The 16,785-nt window shown below is 73.1% G+C and carries 18 protein-coding genes; 15 read left to right on the top strand and 3 right to left on the bottom strand.

Going from position 1 to position 16,785, the window contains the following annotated elements; genetic code table 11:
• Positions 1-396, bottom strand: a complete 396-nt coding sequence (locus tag ACGFZF_RS03790) for a hypothetical protein (protein WP_393550886.1) — start codon at positions 394-396, stop codon at positions 1-3.
• A 279-nt stretch (positions 397-675) separates the two neighbouring features.
• On the opposite strand from ACGFZF_RS03790, the gene ACGFZF_RS03785 reads away from it, so the two are divergent.
• From ACGFZF_RS03785 to ACGFZF_RS03760, 6 genes are all read left to right on the top strand, one after another.
• Positions 676-1,989, top strand: a complete 1,314-nt coding sequence (locus ACGFZF_RS03785) for an AAA family ATPase (RefSeq protein ID WP_393550885.1) — start codon at positions 676-678, stop codon at positions 1,987-1,989.
• On the top strand, positions 1,986-3,044 hold the full coding sequence (locus ACGFZF_RS03780; protein WP_393550884.1) for a tetratricopeptide repeat protein: 1,059 nt from the start codon (positions 1,986-1,988) through the stop codon (positions 3,042-3,044). The genes ACGFZF_RS03785 and ACGFZF_RS03780 overlap by 4 nt, the downstream gene beginning before the upstream one ends.
• Entirely contained in the window at positions 3,044-4,114 is a 1,071-nt protein-coding gene (locus ACGFZF_RS03775) for a tetratricopeptide repeat protein (protein ID WP_393550883.1), read from the top strand. The genes ACGFZF_RS03780 and ACGFZF_RS03775 overlap by 1 nt, the downstream gene beginning before the upstream one ends.
• Positions 4,115-4,342: 228 nt before the next feature.
• Positions 4,343-4,702, top strand: a complete 360-nt coding sequence (locus tag ACGFZF_RS03770) for a histidine triad nucleotide-binding protein (RefSeq protein WP_356598665.1) — start codon at positions 4,343-4,345, stop codon at positions 4,700-4,702.
• A gap of 103 nt (positions 4,703-4,805) precedes the next feature.
• The gene (locus ACGFZF_RS03765; RefSeq protein ID WP_393550882.1) at positions 4,806-5,708 is read left to right on the top strand and encodes a ribonuclease Z; all 903 of its coding nucleotides are present in this window, start codon (positions 4,806-4,808) and stop codon (positions 5,706-5,708) included.
• Positions 5,709-5,719: 11 nt separating this feature from the next.
• Complete coding sequence (locus tag ACGFZF_RS03760) at positions 5,720-6,724, top strand: adenosine deaminase (protein WP_393550881.1); 1,005 nt, start codon at positions 5,720-5,722, stop codon at positions 6,722-6,724.
• Positions 6,725-6,749: 25 nt separating this feature from the next.
• Here ACGFZF_RS03760 and ACGFZF_RS03755 read toward each other — a convergent pair whose 3' ends face one another.
• Positions 6,750-8,093: an MFS transporter gene (locus ACGFZF_RS03755; RefSeq protein WP_393550880.1), complete on the bottom strand. Its 1,344-nt coding sequence runs from the start codon at positions 8,091-8,093 to the stop codon at positions 6,750-6,752.
• A 283-nt stretch (positions 8,094-8,376) separates the two neighbouring features.
• Here ACGFZF_RS03755 and ACGFZF_RS03750 point away from each other — a divergent pair, with 283 nt between their 5' ends.
• The 5 genes from ACGFZF_RS03750 to ACGFZF_RS03730 all read left to right on the top strand — a co-directional run bounded on the left by ACGFZF_RS03750 (position 8,377) and on the right by ACGFZF_RS03730 (position 12,789).
• Entirely contained in the window at positions 8,377-9,489 is a 1,113-nt protein-coding gene (locus ACGFZF_RS03750; protein WP_393550879.1) for a carbohydrate kinase family protein, read from the top strand.
• Between the two features lie 114 nt (positions 9,490-9,603).
• Positions 9,604-10,626, top strand: a complete 1,023-nt coding sequence (locus ACGFZF_RS03745) for a PhoH family protein (protein WP_356598657.1) — start codon at positions 9,604-9,606, stop codon at positions 10,624-10,626.
• Between the two features lie 12 nt (positions 10,627-10,638).
• Positions 10,639-11,136 carry an rRNA maturation RNase YbeY gene (ybeY, locus tag ACGFZF_RS03740; protein WP_356598655.1) on the top strand — a complete coding sequence of 166 codons (498 nt, stop codon included), beginning with the start codon at positions 10,639-10,641 and terminating at the stop codon, positions 11,134-11,136.
• 7 nt (positions 11,137-11,143) lie between these two features.
• Positions 11,144-12,439 carry a hemolysin family protein gene (locus ACGFZF_RS03735; RefSeq protein ID WP_393550878.1) on the top strand — a complete coding sequence of 432 codons (1,296 nt, stop codon included), beginning with the start codon at positions 11,144-11,146 and terminating at the stop codon, positions 12,437-12,439.
• The gene (locus ACGFZF_RS03730; protein ID WP_356773861.1) at positions 12,436-12,789 is read left to right on the top strand and encodes an MmcQ/YjbR family DNA-binding protein; all 354 of its coding nucleotides are present in this window, start codon (positions 12,436-12,438) and stop codon (positions 12,787-12,789) included. Before ACGFZF_RS03735 ends, ACGFZF_RS03730 begins: the two co-directional genes overlap by 4 nt.
• A 1-nt stretch (position 12,790) precedes the next feature.
• On the opposite strand, the gene ACGFZF_RS03725 is transcribed toward ACGFZF_RS03730, so the two are convergent.
• Positions 12,791-14,191 (bottom strand): MFS transporter, encoded by a 1,401-nt coding sequence (locus ACGFZF_RS03725; RefSeq protein WP_393550877.1) that lies wholly within the window; start codon positions 14,189-14,191, stop codon positions 12,791-12,793.
• A 157-nt stretch (positions 14,192-14,348) separates the two neighbouring features.
• On the opposite strand from ACGFZF_RS03725, the gene ACGFZF_RS03720 reads away from it, so the two are divergent.
• From ACGFZF_RS03720 to ACGFZF_RS03705, 4 genes are all read left to right on the top strand, one after another.
• Positions 14,349-15,170, top strand: a complete 822-nt coding sequence (locus tag ACGFZF_RS03720; RefSeq protein WP_356599169.1) for a helix-turn-helix transcriptional regulator — start codon at positions 14,349-14,351, stop codon at positions 15,168-15,170.
• A 152-nt stretch (positions 15,171-15,322) separates the two neighbouring features.
• Positions 15,323-16,051: a hypothetical protein gene (locus ACGFZF_RS03715; protein ID WP_393550876.1), complete on the top strand. Its 729-nt coding sequence runs from the start codon at positions 15,323-15,325 to the stop codon at positions 16,049-16,051.
• Between the two features lie 27 nt (positions 16,052-16,078).
• Positions 16,079-16,441 carry a cytidine deaminase gene (locus ACGFZF_RS03710; protein WP_393550875.1) on the top strand — a complete coding sequence of 121 codons (363 nt, stop codon included), beginning with the start codon at positions 16,079-16,081 and terminating at the stop codon, positions 16,439-16,441.
• A 220-nt stretch (positions 16,442-16,661) separates the two neighbouring features.
• Positions 16,662-16,784 carry a hypothetical protein gene (locus tag ACGFZF_RS03705; RefSeq protein ID WP_393550874.1) on the top strand — a complete coding sequence of 41 codons (123 nt, stop codon included), beginning with the start codon at positions 16,662-16,664 and terminating at the stop codon, positions 16,782-16,784.
• The last annotated feature ends 1 nt before the right edge of the window (position 16,785 follow it).

Below are 16,785 nucleotides of genomic sequence, written 5' to 3'. Positions count from 1 at the left end.
TCAGGGTGAGGACGGATCCGGCGCCACCGCGTCGAAGAGCGGCCAGCCGTCGAGCTCGGTCACCCCGTGGGCGTCCGGCAGCAGGTCGCGTGCCGCGGCCTCGTCGAGCAACCGGCGGACGGCGCCCGGCTCGTGGAGGTTGAGGTCGCGGTCCCTGGTCCCGACACCGCCGTCGGCCCCCGTCCCGTCCGACGCGAAGCGCCCGTCGCCCGACCTGAACACCAGCCGCAGCTGGGCGTGCCGGTCCTCCGCGCGCCGCAGCGTCAGCAGTTCCCGGCAGTCCGGATGGACGCGGCGGCCCTCGGCGTCCCGTCCCGCGGTGTGGGCGTGCGCCACCGACCAGAGCCACACCGTCCCGCCCACCACCAGCCTGCGCGGCACCCGTTCACGTCTCATCCGGGCACTCTAAGACAGGTCCTGGGGGGCGTCTTGCCGATCTTGCCGGGCTCCCGGTGTCCTGCGACTCCGTCTCCGGCGTTGTCGTCGGTCGGCATGGCTCCGCCATGACTTCTTCCTCCGCCTTGGATCCGAAGCCCCAGCACACCGCTCACCGATCCGGCCTGATCGACAAGACACCCCCCAGGGGCGTCCCGACGGTCCTCCCGGAAATTCCCGGCCCGCGGATTGCCCGAACCCGGTGGACGGCGAAGCCGGGTCGCTCCCTAGGCTGGCGGCATGTCCGACGAGTCCCCCCTCATCCGTAGTCTGCGCGCCGCCGTCGCCGCCGCACCGGAAGACGTCCCCCTGCGGCTGCACTTCGCCGAACTGCTCCTCGCGGAGGGGCGCGGCGACGAGGCCGTCACGGAGGCGGCCGTCGCGCTCCAGCACGCCCCCGGCGACGAGGCGGCCCGCGCCCTGATGGTCCGCGCGATGGGGCTGCCCGCGGCCCCGCCCGCCCCGCCGTCCGTGCCGCGGGCCGCCGAGCCCCCGGCCGCGCCCCGGACCGAGACCCCCGAAACCCCCGCCGGCACGGCCGCGTTCGACTGGGCGGCCGCCGAGCAGGAGATCGGGGACCTCGTCGGACCTCGCTTCGTCACCGGTGACGGTGACGGCCTGGAGCAGCCGCTGACCGCCGACGGCAGCGGCGACGCCGGGGACACGTCCGCCTGGGACGTCGACGGCCCCGGCGCCGTACGGCTCGCCGACGTCGGCGGCATGCAGGACGTCAAGGACCGCCTGGAGGCCGCCTTCCTCGCCCCCATGCGCAACCCCGAACTGCGCAAGCTCTACGGCAAGTCGCTGCGGGGCGGCCTGCTCCTGTACGGTCCGCCAGGCTGCGGCAAGACCTTCATCGCCCGCGCCGTCGCCGGCGAGCTCGGGGCGAGCTTCATGTCCATCTCGCTCTCCGACATCCTCGACATGTACATCGGCACGTCCGAGAAGAACGTCCACGACATCTTCGAGACCGCCCGTCGCCAGGCCCCCTGCGTCGTCTTCCTCGACGAGCTGGACGCGCTCGGCGCCAAGCGCTCCCGCACCCACCACAGCGGCCTGCGCAACGTCGTCAACCAGCTGCTCACCGAGCTCGACGGCATCGACAGCGCCGACAACGACGGCGTCTTCGTGCTCGCCGCCACCAACGTGCCCTGGGACGTGGACCTCGCCCTGCGCCGGCCCGGCCGTCTGGACCGCACCCTGCTCGTCCTGCCGCCCGACGCCGCGGCCCGCGACGCGATCCTCCGCTACCACCTGCGCGACCGTCCCATCGAGTCCGTCGACCTGGGCAAGCTCGTCAAGGTCACCGAGGACTTCTCCGGAGCCGACCTCGCCCACCTCTGCGAGACCGCCGCGGAGTCCGCGCTCCTCGACTCCGCCCGCACCGGCCGCGTGCGGATGATCGACATGAAGGACCTGCTGGGCGCGGCGAAGCAGATCAAGCCGTCCAGCGAGTCCTGGTTCGCCTCCGCCCGGAACGTCGCGATGTTCGCCAACGACGGCGGGACGTACGACGACCTGGTCGCCTACCTGAAGAAGAAGCGCAAGCTGTGACCACGCATCCGCAGGTTCTCCAGGCCCGGCTGCTCTACGAGATGTGGCGCCCGCAGGAGGGTCACGAGCTGCTCGGCCGCCGCCTCGCGGAGGACCCGGACGACCACGAGGCCTGGGCGTTGCTCGGCCAGTGCCTCATGAGCCTGGAGCGGCCGTCGGAGGCCCTCGCCGCCGCGCGGGAATCCCTGCGGCTCGAACCGCAGTACCTCGACGCCCACTTCGTCCGCGGCTGGGTGCTGCGCCGCATGGGCCGGCTGGAGGAGGCCGAGGCGGCGCAGCGCCAGGCGATACGCATCGACCCGGACGCCTGGGGACCCCGCCGCCAGCTCGCCGAGCTGCTGCTCGAACGCGCGCCGGACCGCCCCGAGGAGGCGTTCGAGCACGCCGAGGAGGCGGTACGGATCGGGCCGGAGGAGGCCCAGCCCTGGGAGACGATGTACAAGGTCGCCGCCTTCCAGGGCCGGACCGGGCGGGCCGAGGAGGCCCTCCGGCAGCTGCTGCGGATCGACCCCACGCACACCCTCGCCGTCACGGTGAGCACGGAGCGCGAGGCGGCGCGCCCCGGGACCTCCGCCGCGAGGGCCGCCGACGTGTACGCGGGCGGTCTCGCCGCGGCCCCCGAGTCCGGCGCGCTGCGCGAGAACCTCGACAAGGCCGTCTACCGGATGCTGCGCGGCACCCGCTGGCTCGCCCTGCTCTGCCTGGTCATGGCCGCCCTCACCGTCGACGTCTTCCCCACCGACGGCGAGGCGAAGGACCTGCCGGTCCACCTCGGCACCCGGCTCTGGGCGCTCTGCCTGATGGCGGCGGTGTGGGGCTTCGGCGCCTGGCGCCGCTACCGCCGGATGCGCACCGGAGCACGCCTCACGGTGACCGCCCTGGTCCGCCGCGCGTTCTGGCCCCGGGTCGTCCTCGGCCAGGCCGTCCTCGCCACCCTGTGCGCGCTGCTGCTCGTGACGGTGCCGTGGAGCGAGCGCACGATCCCCCAGGTCCTGTTCTGGCTGGGGCTCGTACCGAATCTCCTCAGCATCACGCACGACAGGGACAAGGTCTGATGAGCCAGGTACTGGAGCGCGCCGACGCGCTCTTCGACGTCGGCCGGTACGAGCAGGCCGCCACGCTCGCCGCCCAGCACCTGGCGAGCGATCCGGAGGACGCCACCGGCCTCGTACTGCTCGCCCGCTGCCAGCACCGCCTCGGCCGGGAGCAGGAGGCGCTCGCCTCCGTCGAGCGGGCGCTGACCGCCGAACCCGGCTCGCTGCCGGCCTGGTTGATGCGCACCCACGTCCTGCTCGCGGTCCGCCGGTACGAGGAGGCCGAGGCCGCCGCCCGGCACGCGGTGGAACTCGCCCCGCAGTACTGGGGCGGCCACTACGCGCTGGGCACCGTCCTCGACCGGTCCAGCCGCCCCGAACGCAGGCGCGCCGCCTACGAGGCGGCCCGAACCGCCGTGGCCCTCGCCCCCGACGAGAGCGACGCGCACTTCCTGGTCGGGCTCACCGCCCAGCGCAACGGCGACCACCGGGTCGCCCAGCAGGCGTACGAGACGGCGCTGCGGCTCGACCCGGAGAGCAGCGAGGCCCACAACAACCTCTCCCTGCTCCATCTGCGCCGCCGCTGGTTCCGGCGCGGCGCGTGGACCAAGGCCGCCGAGGGCTTCGTCGAGTCCGCGGCCCTCGACATGAACGACCGGCAGGCCCGCTACAACCTGGAGACGATGGCCTGGAGCACCGCCGCCGGCGCCCGCTGGGTGGCCCTGCTCGGCTGCGTGGCGGCCACCTTCGGCTCGGCCCAGCTGCGCGGCGGGGGCTCCGGCGCCGACGCCGTCGTGCCCTTCCTGATCGGTGTGGCGGTCCTCGTCGGCGGCTGGGGCGGCTGGGCGCTGCTGATGACCCGGCGCGTCCCGCCCCGGCTGCGCCGCCCCCTGCTCCTGGTGGCACGCGGCTGCGGCCCGGTCCTCGCGATGGCCGTCGCGGTGGGGCTGCTCGGCCTGCAGGCGGTGCTGACGCTCGCGCTGTGGCGGGTGGACGTCTTCGCGGCGCTGGCCTATCCGCTGTTCTGGGGCACGGTGATCACCTACTGGGTGAGCCGCTCGGCCCTCCAGCGCCGCGCCCCCAAGCCGTAGGGGGCGTCCTGCCGATCTCGCCGGGCTCGCGGTGTCCTGCGACTCCGTCTCCGGCCTGATCGACACGACCCCCCGGCCTGATCGACACGCCCCCCCGGGCTGGTCGGCACGGCCCCCAGGGACGGCGGGAACGGAGCCGGGACCCGTCCACGAGCCCCGGGCCCCGCTCCCCGCGCGGCCGATACGATGCAGCTGTATCGATCATCGACACGGTGAGGAGCCCGGGCCATGGCCGGAGAGCCGCAGAGCGACTGCCTGTTCTGCAAGATCGCCGACGGGGAGGTGCCGGCGACGATCGTCCGCGAGACGGAGACCACCCTCGCCTTCCGCGACATCAACCCGCAGGCGCCCACGCACGTGCTCGTCATCCCGCGCGTCCACTACCCGGACGCCGCGTCCCTCGCCGCCGCCGCGCCGGCCATCGCGGCCGACGTGCTGCGCGAGGCCGGCGAGATCGCCGCCCAGGAGAAGGTCGACGGCAGCGGCTTCCGGATCGTCTTCAACACCGGCTCCGGAGCCGGCCAGACGGTGTTCCACGCCCACGCGCACGTCCTCGGCGGCCGCGGCCTCAACTGGCCGCCCGGATAGGGAGCGCCGTGTCGATCCTGCCGGGCTCGGCCTGATCGACACCACCCCCTCGGGCTCGGGCACCGTCCCGGCCCGCCCCCGCCCCCGGAGAGAAAGCCCCGCCGTGTCCGTACGTGAACTCGTCGTGCTCGGGACCGCCAGTCAGGTCCCGACCCGGCACCGCAACCACAACGGCTACCTGCTGCGCTGGGACGGGCAGGGCGTTCTCTTCGACCCGGGCGAGGGCACCCAGCGGCAGATGCTGCGGGCCGGGGTCGCCGCCCACGACATCGACCGGATCTGTGTCACGCACTTCCACGGCGACCACTCGCTGGGCCTGGCGGGAGTGATCCAGCGGATCAACCTGGACCAGGTCCCGCACCCGGTCGCCGCGCACTTTCCGGCGAGCGGGCAGCGGTACTTCGACCGGCTGCGCCACGCCACCGCCTACCGCGAGACCGTGTCGCTGACCGAGGTGCCCGTCCTGGCCGACGGCCCGCTCGCCGTCACGGACGGGTACACCCTCGACGCGTACAAGCTCTCCCACCCCGTCGAGTCCTACGGCTACCGCCTCACCGAGCCCGACGGGCGCCGGCTGCTCCCGGCCCTCCTCGCCGAGCGCGGCATCAAGGGCCCGGACGTCGGACGGCTCCAGCGCGAGGGCGTCCTCGACGGCGTCACCCTCGACGAGGTCAGCGAGGTCCGCCGCGGCCAGCGCTTCGCCTTCGTCATGGACACCCGGCTGTGCGACGGCGTGCACACCCTCGCCGAGGGCGCCGACATGCTCGTCATCGAGTCGACCTTCCTCGACGAGGACGTCCGGCTCGCCACCGACCACGGGCACCTGACGGCCGGACAGGCGGCCCGGGTCGCGCGCGAGGCGGGGGTACGGCACCTCGTCCTCACCCACTTCTCGCAGCGCTACAACGATCCGGCCGACTTCGAACGCCAGGCCCGCGCGGCCGGGTTCGAGGGAGAGCTGAGCATCGCCCAGGACCTGATGAGGGTCCCCCTCCCCAAGAGATAGACGAAACACCCATGCACCTCCCCCTCCCCAAGGCCGAACTCCACCTCCACATCGAGGGCACGCTCGAACCGGAGCTGGCCTTCGCGCTCGCCGCCCGCAACGGCGTGACGCTGCCCTACGCCGACACCGAGGAGCTGCGCAAGGCGTACCTCTTCAGCGACCTGCAGTCCTTCCTCGACCTGTACTACGGGCTGATGGCCGTGCTGCACACGGCCGACGACTTCGCCGAACTCGCCGACGCCTACCTGGCGCGGGCCGCCGCCCAGGGCGTGCGGCACGCGGAGATCTTCTTCGACCCGCAGGCGCACACGGCGCGCGGTGTGCCGATCGGCACCGTGATCGAGGGCCTCTCCAGGGCGCTGGACGGAGCCGAGGAGCGGCACGGCGTGTCCACCCGGCTGATCATGTGCTTCCTGCGCGACGAGTCCGCCGAGTCGGCGATGGAGACGCTGGAGGCGGCGAAGCCGTACCTGCACCGGATCACGGGCGTCGGCCTGGACTCGGCGGAGGTCGGCCACCCGCCGTCGAAGTTCCGCGAGGTGTACGCGGCCGCCGAGGCACTCGGCCTGCGCAAGGTCGCCCACGCCGGCGAGGAGGGCCCGCCGGCGTACATCCGGGAGGCGCTGGACGTCCTGGGCGTGGAGCGCGTCGACCACGGCCTGCGGTCGATGGAGGACCCGGAGCTCGTGGAGCGGCTCGTCCGCGAGCGGGTGCCGCTGACGCTCTGCCCGCTGTCGAACGTACGGCTGCGCGCGATCGACGTCCTGGAGGACCACCCGCTCGCCGCGATGATGGACGCCGGGCTGATGGTGACGGTGAACTCCGACGACCCGGCGTACTTCGGCGGGTACGTGGGCGACACCTTCGACGCCGTCCGCGGTGCGCTCGGCCTGGACCGCGACCGCCTGCGGACGCTGGCCCGCAATTCCTTCGAGGCGTCCTTCCTGGACGACGACGAGGAGCGCCGGGCGCGCTACCTCGCCGAGGTCGAGGCGTACGAGTTCGACGCCGGGTGATCCGCGCCCGCCGGGGGACCGGGGGTCAGCCCCGGTCGCTCGGGCGGGCGAGCCGGAACGAGCGCTGGGCGGGACGGCGGCGGGCCGCCGGGACCGGGATCGCGGCGACCTCCTGCTCCGGCGCTCCCATCTGCGGGACCAGGGCCGTGGCCGCCGCGCTCGTCGTTCCGGCGACCACAGCGGCCGGCGCGCCGCCGCGCCGTCGCACCGAACCCGGGACCAGCGGGCGGCCCGAGGTGTGCAGCGCGACCGCCGTCATCGGGACGGCGACCAGCAGGAGCAGCACGCACAGCACCAGTCCCATGCCGGGGTATCCGGCTCGTTCGGACAGGACGCTGCCGGTCACCGGGCCGCAGGCCACACCGAGCGAGGAGGCCGAGCCGACCAGCACCGCCCAGCGTCCCCGCGGGTCCAGCGAGGCCGCCAGGCCCAGCAGGTACGACAGGACGACCGGGTAGAAGACGTTCCAGAGGATCTCGCCGGTCGCGAAGGACGTCAGGCCGTCGGCGGCGGAGCTGACCAGCACGCAGCAGGCGATGAGCGCCGTTCCGGCGCCGATCGGCACGGCCCGGCCGAGCCGGGAGCCGAGCGCGCCCGCAGCGGTGACGCCGGCCAGGCCGGCCCCCAGGGCGACGGCGAAGACGGCGCCGACGGCGACCTCGCCGAGCCCTGCCTGGGTCAGTCCGATCCGCCCGCTCACGCCCCACAGCGCGTTCTGCGCCAGGGACCAGAAGAGGATCGCGGCGGCGAGGACCGCCCCGGAGCGCCGGTGCGGGAGCGGTGACGACGGGGCGGTGTGGGGAGCCCCGGCGGGACCCGCGGCCGCCCGGCCCGTCGTGCCCGGCAGCAGGGCCGTCGACGGCCACACCAGGGCCGCGGTCAGGGCGATCGCCGCGAACGGCAGCGCATGGCCGCTGCCCAGGTGCGGCAGGGTCAGGTAGAGGGCGCCGGCGGTCGCCGAGACGGAGAGGAGACCGAGGGTCGAGGCGCGGTGCGGATCGCGCCGGGCGGCGAAGCCGGCCGCGGCCACCGCCGTCGCCGTGCCCGAGCCGAAGCCGCCGACGACGGCCCCGCCCACCACCAGCGGAGCCGTGCCGGCGAGGGCCGCCGTGCCGTAACCGACGCACATGGCCAGCAGGCCGCCCCGGGCCGCCCGGCGCGGCCCGATCCGCTCCACGCGGGAGGCGAGCGTGAATCCCGCCGAGGCGGAGGCCAGCAGGAGCACCGAACCCACCAGGCCCGCCCGGGCGGGGGTGAGACCCAGTCCCGCGGAGAGGCGGCCGACGACGGTCGGCAGGAGGTACGGGGCGAGGTAACCGGCGGTGAACAGGGCGACGAGTGGCCCCAGGGCACGCGGGCGCGACGACATGGGCGTTCCAGGCGACAAGGACGGGCGGGGGTCCCACCACGCCGGAAGCGGCGCGGGGGAGGTGGGGCGCCCGGTGTTGCACGGGATCGCGGGGACATTCGTATCAAGCGGACAAGGGCCGGGAGAAGGTACTGTGCCCCGATTCGGACAGTGATCCGGGTCACTTTCTGTTTGGGGTCGGAGGCGACGGGTAAAGGAGTGCTCCCGCGGGCGGCGCCACCTCCGTCACGCGGCCCCCATCGGGCACACTGGGCTGAACCGCACCACGACCGGGGAGCCTGCCGTGACCACACCAGAGGGAGACCAGCAACACGAAGCCGGAGTCGACCCGTTGGTGTGCCTGCGGGAGCCGACCGACCCCGACTGCGACGTCTTCCTCACCGGCACGGTCTTCCTCGACATCATCTTCACCGGCCTCGACAGCGCGCCCGTCCGCGGCACCGAGTCCTGGGCCCGCGGCATGGGCTCCAGCCCCGGCGGGGTGGCCAACATGGCCACCGCGCTCGCCCGCCTCGGCTTGCGCACCTCCCTCGCCGCCGCCTTCGGCGACGACCACTACGGGGAGTACTGCTGGGACGCCCTGGAGCAGGGCGAGGGCATCGACCTCTCCCTCTCGCGGACGGTGCCCGGCTGGCACTCCCCGGTCACCGTCTCCATGGCCTACGAGGGCGAGCGCACGATGGTCTCGCACGGCCACGAGGCCCCGCCGCTGGACGGGGCCCTGCCCGCCTACCCACCCCACGCGCGCGCCGCGGTCGCCTCCCTGGTGCCCGGCCGCGAGGAGGCATGGGTGGCCCAGGCCGCCCGGGGCGGGGCCACGGTCTTCGCCGACGTCGGCTGGGACGACACCGGCCGCTGGGACCTGGCCGGACTCACCGACCTGGAGCACTGCGAGGCCTTCCTGCCCAACGCGCAGGAGGCCATGAGGTACACCCGCACCGACTGCCCGCGCGCCGCCGCCCGCGCACTGGCGGACAAGGTCCGCTACGCCGTGGTCACCCTCGGTGCCGAAGGCGCCTACGCCGTCGACGGGGCCACCGGCGAGACCGCGGAGGTCCCCGCCATCCAGGTCTCCGCCCTCGACCCCACCGGCGCCGGCGACGTCTTCGTCGCCGGCTTCGTCACCGGCACGCTCGCGGACTGGCCGCTCGCCGACCGCCTGGCCTTCGCCGGCCTGACCGCCGCCCTGTCGGTGCAGGAGTTCGGCGGCTCGCTCTCCGCCCCCACCTGGGGCGAGATCGCCGCCTGGTGGCAGCACGTCCAGGGCCACGCCCACCAGGACCCCGCGGCCCTGAGCAGCCGCTACGCCTTCCTGGAGCGCCTCCTCCCGGCTCCCACCCGCCCCTGGCCGCTGCGGCGCGCGGTGCCGACCATCGGCTTCCGGCGGAGCGCCTGAGCCGGTAAAAGGCTTCGGCCTTGTCGGCACCAAGTCGTAGGCTTGGTATCCGAGAGGTTGTCGAGCAGCGAGAACCCTTCAACGGGAGGTATGCGCAGGCCACAGTGCCGGCCCATGACTCAGACACCCACAGCCCGCAATGGCGAGACGGGCGAGACCCGCGCCCACTTCACCGTCCCCGCCAAGCACCCGATGGTGACGGTCCTCGGCTCCGGTGACGCGCTGCTCCGCGTGATCGAGAAGGCGTTCCCGGAAGCCGACATCCATGTCCGGGGCAACCAGGTCAGCGCGGTGGGCGAGGCGGCGGAAGTCGCGCTCATCCAGCGCCTGTTCGACGAGATGATGCTGGTGCTCCGCACCGGGCAGCCGATGACGGAGGACGCAGTGGAACGCTCGATCGCCATGCTCAGGGCGAGCGAGAACGGCAAGGGGGAGGAAGGCCAGGAGACCCCGGCCGAGGTGCTCACGCAGAACATCCTCTCCAGCCGCGGCCGGACCATCCGCCCCAAGACCCTGAACCAGAAGCGCTACGTCGACGCGATCGACAAGCACACGATCGTCTTCGGCATCGGCCCCGCCGGCACCGGCAAGACGTACCTGGCCATGGCCAAGGCGGTCCAGGCCCTGCAGTCCAAGCAGGTCACGCGGATCATCCTGACCCGGCCGGCCGTCGAGGCGGGCGAGCGGCTGGGCTTCCTGCCCGGCACGCTCTACGAGAAGATCGACCCGTACCTGCGGCCGCTCTACGACGCGCTGCACGACATGCTCGACCCCGACTCGATCCCGAAGCTGATGGCCTCGGGCACGATCGAGGTCGCGCCGCTGGCGTACATGCGAGGCCGGACGCTCAACGACGCGTTCATCATCCTCGACGAGGCGCAGAACACGAACCCCGAGCAGATGAAGATGTTCCTCACCCGCCTCGGCTTCGACTCGAAGATCGTCATCACCGGTGACATCACCCAGGTCGACCTGCCGGGCGGCACGAAGAGCGGTCTGCGCCAGGTCCGCGACATCCTGGACGGCGTCCAGGACGTCCACTTCTCGATGCTCACGTCGCAGGATGTCGTCCGGCACAAGCTCGTCGGCCGTATCGTCGACGCGTACGAGTTGTACGACAGCCGCAACGGGAAGTAGCACACGAGCACCATGTCGATCGACGTCAACAACGAGTCCGGTACCGAGGTCGACGAGCAGGCGATCCTCGACATCGCCCGCTACGCGCTCGCGCGGATGCGCATCCACCCCCTCTCCGAGCTCTCGGTGATCGTCGTGGACACGGAGGCGATGGAGCAGCTCCACATCCAGTGGATGGACCTGCCCGGTCCCACGGACGTCATGTCCTTCCCGATGGACGAGCTGCGCCCGCCGACGAAGGACGACGAGGAGCCCCCGCAGGGGCTCCTCGGGGACATCGTGCTCTGCCCCGAGGTCGCCACCCAGCAGGGCAAGGACGCCCCGACGCAGCACTCCATGGACGAGGAGCTCCAGCTCCTCACCGTCCACGGAGTGCTGCACCTGCTGGGCTACGACCACGAGGAGCCCGACGAGAAGGCCGAGATGTTCGGCCTCCAGGCGGCGATCGTCGACGGCTGGCGTGCGGACAAGGGCCTGACCGGCCCGTCCCCCGCGCCGACCGTCTCCTGAGCCCCCGATGGACGCCTCGCTGATCCTCGGTGCGGTCGCCCTGGTCGTCGTCGCCTGGCTCGCCGCCTGCGCCGAGGCCGGTCTCGCCCGCGTCTCCACCTTCCGGGCGGCCGAGGCCGTGCGGTCGGGGCGGCGCGGCGCCGAGAAGCTGGCCCAGGTCGCCGCCGACCCCACCCGCTATCTCAACGTGGCGCTGCTGGTCCGCGTCTCCTGCGAGATGGCGGCGGGGGTCCTCGTCACGTACGCCTGCCTGGAGGCGTTCCCCGAGACCTGGGAGGCACTGCTCGTCGCCATCGTCGTGATGGTGCTCGTCAGCTATGTCGCCGTCGGCGTCTCGCCGCGCACCATCGGCCGCCAGCACCCGTTGAACACGGCGACCGCCGCCGCGTACGTGCTGCTGCCGCTCGCCCGGATCATGGGCCCGATCCCGCAGCTCCTCATCCTCATCGGCAACGCGCTGACGCCCGGCAAGGGCTTCCGCAAGGGCCCGTTCGCCTCCGAGGCCGAGCTGCGCGCCATGGTCGACCTGGCCGAGCAGGAGTCGCTGATCGAGGACGAGGAGCGCCGGATGGTGCACTCCGTCTTCGAGCTCGGCGACACCCTGGTGCGGGAGCTCATGGTGCCCCGCACCGACCTCGTCTGCATCGAGCGGTACAAGACCATCCGCCAGGCCCTCACGCTGGCCCTGCGCTCCGGTTTCTCCCGGATCCCGGTCACCGGCGAGAACGAGGACGACATCGTCGGCATCGTGTACCTGAAGGACCTGGCCCGCAAGACGCACATCAACCGGGAGTCCGAGGCCGACCTGGTCTCCACCGCGATGCGCTCGGCGGCCTTCGTCCCGGACACCAAGAACGCCGGGGACCTCCTGCGCGAGATGCAGCAGGAGCGGAACCACGTCGCGGTCGTCATCGACGAGTACGGCGGCACGGCGGGGATCGTCACCATCGAGGACATCCTGGAGGAGATCGTCGGTGAGATCACCGACGAGTACGACCGCGAACTCCCCCCGGTCCAGGACCTGGGCGAGGACCGCCACCGGGTCACCGCCCGCCTCGACATCGGGGACCTCGGCGAGCTCTACGGGCTGGGCCCGGACGAGTACGACGACGAGGACGTCGAGACCGTCGGCGGCCTGCTGGCCAAGGCGCTGGGCCGGGTGCCCATCGCCGGCGCCACCTCCGTGGTGGAGCTGCCGGACGGGCGATCGCTGCGCCTGACGGCCGAGTCCCCGGCCGGCCGGCGCAACAAGATCGTGACGGTCCTGGTGGAGCCTGAGCGAGCACCGGAGGAAGCGGAATGACGCCGGAACAGCTGCGGGCCTTCTGCCTGGACTTCAACGACGCGACGGAGGAGTTCCCGTTCACCCCGGAGACCTCCGTCTTCAAGGTCGCCGGGAAGATGTTCGCGCTGTCCGCGCTGGACGCGGAGCCGCTGCGGGTCAACCTCAAGTGCGAACCGGAGGAGGCGGTACGGCTCCGCGAGGAGCACCCGGCCATCGCCCCCGGCTACCACATGAACAAGCGCCACTGGAACACGGTGACCGTCGGCGAGCTCCCGGACCGGATGGTCCGGGAGCTCGTCGAGGACTCGTACGACCTGGTGGTCGCCGGCCTCCCGCGGGCGGTCCGACTCCGCCTCGACCGGGCGTAGTTCACGCCCGGCGGCCGCGCAGCCCGGCGGCCACCAGCAGGGCCGCCCCCACCACGATCGCCGCGTCCACGGCCAGCACCGTCCGGACCCCGCCGAAGAGGTCGCCGCCCGTCGTGGCCAGTACGCCCAGCAGCGGGATGCCGACAGTGATCCCGACCTGCTGCGTCGTGGTGACCAGCCCGGTCGCCAGACCCTGCTCCTCGTCCGAGACGCCGGAGGTGACGGTCAGTCCGTACGAGATGATCGCGACGAGGTGGCACATGCTCGCCAGCGAGACGGCGACCGTCGCGAGCAGCGCGCCCGACTCCCTGCCCAGGCCCAGCAGCAGCGCGACGAACGCGCCCTGGCCCAGCAGGGAGACGACCAGGGCGCGACGGGGGCCGAAGCGCCCGATCAGCCTCGGCGCCAGCGTCCCGGCGAGGACCGAGAACAGCCCCTGCACACCGAAGACCACGCCGGTGCCGAAGGCGGACAGTCCGAGGGTGTCCTGCAGGTAGAGGGTCAGGACGAAGATGACCGTCGACATCATCGAGAAGGTCACCAGTCCGCCCAGGTTGCCGAAGGCCACGGTCCGGCGCCGCAGCATCGGCAGCGAGACCAGCGGTGCGGGGTGCCGTGACTCGACGACCACGAACGCGCCGAGCAGCAGCACCCCGGACACCAGCGTGACCAGCACGTCGGCGCCGCCGAAACCGCGCTCCGCCGCCGTGGACAGGGCGTAGATCAGGGCGAGCAGGCCGCCGGTCACCGTCACGGCCCCGGGCACGTCGAGCCGCGGCCGGTCCGGAGTGCGCGACTCGGGCAGCAACCCCGGCGCCAGCGGCAGCACGACCAGCGTGAAGGCGGTCAGCAGACCCATCGTCGAGCGCCAGCCCAGCGTGTCCGTCATGACACCGCCCAGCAGCATGCCGATCGTGAAGCCGAGCGACAGCAGGGTGCCCGAGATGCCGAGCGCCCGGTCCCGCTGCGGGCCCTCGGGGAAGGTGGTGGTCAGCAGGGACATGCCGGTCGGCACGATGGCCGCCGCGCCGAGCCCCTGCAGGGCGCGGGCCGTGAGGAACGACGTGGGGTCCCAGGCGAAGGTGGCGAGCAGGGAGGCCGCGCCGAAGAGCGCGAGACCGGCGAGGAAGACCCTCCTGCGGCCGTACAGGTCTCCGGTCCGGCCGAAGAGCAGCAGGAAGCCGCCGGACGGGAGCGCGAAGGCCGTCACCGCCCACTGCAGCGCCGACCGGTCGAGACCGAGGTCGGCGCCGAGGACCGGCAGCGCGACGTTCAGCACGGAGAAGTCGAGCGCCACCATGAACTGGGCCGCGCACAGCACGAAGAGGATGAGCCGGGAGCGGGAGGTCAGGGGCGGGGCGGGTGCGGGGGGAGCGGGCGCGGTCGTGGTGTCGGTTGCCATGACCACCACACTCGGCGCACGGGAACAACCGTGGGGAGCGGGAACTTATCCTGTGGGTGGTACCACCAGGCAGCCCAGGGGGAGGACGCACGTGGTCGCTGCGGTCGAGGGCGAAGCCGCCAAGACGCGCCGACTCGCCGAACTGCGCGCGTTCCTGATGAGCCGTCGGGCCCGGGTCACGCCGGCCGAGGCCGGGCTGCCCGACGGCGGCGCCCGTCGCCGCACCCCGGGTCTGCGCCGCGAGGAGGTGGCCGTCCTCGCGGGCGTCGGGGTCTCCTGGTACCAGTGGCTGGAGCAGGGCCGCGACATCACCGTCTCGCCGCAGGTCCTGGACTCCGTCGCCCGGGTGCTGCGACTCAGCCCGGCCGAGCGCCGCCACCTGTACGTCCTCGCCGGGCTCAACCCGCCCGCCCCGGAGGTCGATCCGCGGGCCCGCGACATGTGCGCGGGGCTCCAGCGGCTCATCGACGCGTGGATGCCGTTCCCGGCGCACATCATCGACGCGTACTGGAACACGGTGATGTACAACGACTCGGCCGCGATCGTCCTCGGGATGCGGCCGGAGATCTCCCAGAACTGCCTCATCGCCTTCTTCACCGACCCCCTCTACCGCTCCCGGGCGGGTGGCTGGGACCAGCTGGCCCCGCAGGTCGTCGCGCAGTTCCGGGCCGCGTGCTCGGAGTGCCCGGACGACGAGGGGTTCGGGGCGGTGGTCGAGGAGGCGAAGGAGGCGAGCGCGGAGTTCGCCGCACTGTGGGAGCGGCGGGACATCATGCCCGGCGGCCAGATCCGCAAGGAGCTGGAGCATCCGCTGGTCGGCTCGCTGATCCTGGAGTCCACTCAGCTCAGGGTCCCGGCCCGGCCCGACCTGTCGATCGTGATGCACACGCCTCTGCCGGAGGCTGACACCGCGGCGAAGCTGGAGTGGCTGGTCTCGCCGGAGGGCCGCCGCGGGGCGATGTTCCCGGTCGCGGGCTGACGGCGAGGCCGGGGCACCGGAGCGGCCAGGCGCCGCCGCCCGGTCCCGGTGACGTCACCGGTGCCGTATATCCTCCTGCCGTTCTGCCGTCCCCCTGCGACGGCGGGCGCTCCCGATCCCGTCACCTCACGCCCTGAAGAGCTTCCTTCAGCATGCGCACCCGCATACGTCACGGCCTGGCCGCCGTGCTCGCCGTCTCGGCGCTCTCCCTCACCGCCGCCTGCGGCGGCTCCTCCGACGACGACGCCGCGAAGGGCACCGACAAGCCCGCCACCGCGACGACCGCCGCCGAGCCGACCTCGGCCGCGCCCGCCGTGCCCTTGACGGCCGACGCGATGAAGGCCGCGGCGCTGGAGGCGAAGGACCTGCCGTCCGGTTGGAAGGCCGGCAAGGCCGAGTCGGACCCGGCCACCTACAAGACGGACAAGCCGGCGTGCGAACCGCTCACGACCCTGCTCGCGGACAAGGTCGCCGGCGCCACGACCGGCGCCACGGTCCACTACGAGCGCGGGAACGGCGACTCCACGCTCGACCAGCAGGTCCTGACCTTCCCGGGCACCGGCGCCGCCGACCACGTGAAGGCGATCGGCACCGCGCTGGACACCTGCCCCGGCTTCACCGCGGAGATGGAGGGGATGAAGATGAAGATCACCCTGCAGAAGCTCACCGCTCCCCAGGGCGCCGAGCAGGTGCAGACCTTCCGCATGAAGATGAACATCGCCGAGTACGACATCACGGTCGAGTCCAACGTGCTCGTCGCGGCGCACGGCACCGGCATGACCCGGTTCGCGCACGTCCCCGCCGACGCCTCCGGCCACAAGGACTTCGACGGCGTGGCCAAGATCGTCGTCGAGAAGTTCGCCAAGGCCGCCCAGGGCTGAACGCCCGCCCCGACCTATGCTCATGGCATGACACTCAGCAGCGACCACGGCGACCTCGGCGCCGAGGACCTCAAGATCATCACGCTGGCGCGCAGCGCCCGCGCCCGCAACGGTGTGCCCGAGGGCGCGGCGGTGCGCGACGAGACCGGCCGCACGTACGTGGCGGGCACCGTGGCCCTGGAGTCGCTCCGGCTCAGCGCGCTGCAGACCGCGGTCGCGATGGCCGTGGCCAGCGGAGCCCGGTCCCTGGAGGCCGCGGCCGTCGTCTCGAGCGCCGACGCCGCCTCCGAAGCCGACCGCGCGGCGGTCCGTGACCTCGGCGGCCCGGAGACCCCGGTGCTGCTCGCCGGCCCCGACGGGCAGCTGCGCGCGGCGGTCACGGCAGGCTGAGGCCGCGGGACGGAACGGCATCGAAGGGGGGCCCGGCGAGGACGCCGGACCCCCCTTCCGCGTCGCCGCGGTCCGCGCCTCCGCGAGGAACCGGCGGAGATTCTCTTGCCATCCCCGGTCAGGTGCGCGTCAATGACAGCGGTTCGTCCGACGGGCCGTCAGATCCATGCCTCACGCAGCGTCCGCACCCCTGCGTGCCTCACCGGAAGGGGTACGACCCATGAGAGGCGCCGCCTCGGGAGCCGATACCGCCCTCGCCGCGACCGGAACCGCGACCATCCGGACCGCGCGGAGCGGTCCCGCGACCGCCCTCGCCCCCGTCGCCGGGGCGGCCGTCCGGTGAC

The organism is Streptomyces sp. NPDC048338 (assembly GCF_043201055.1).
In the GTDB taxonomy this organism is placed as follows: domain Bacteria; phylum Actinomycetota; class Actinomycetes; order Streptomycetales; family Streptomycetaceae; genus Streptomyces.
This window is presented reverse-complemented; position numbering and strand designations above follow the sequence as displayed.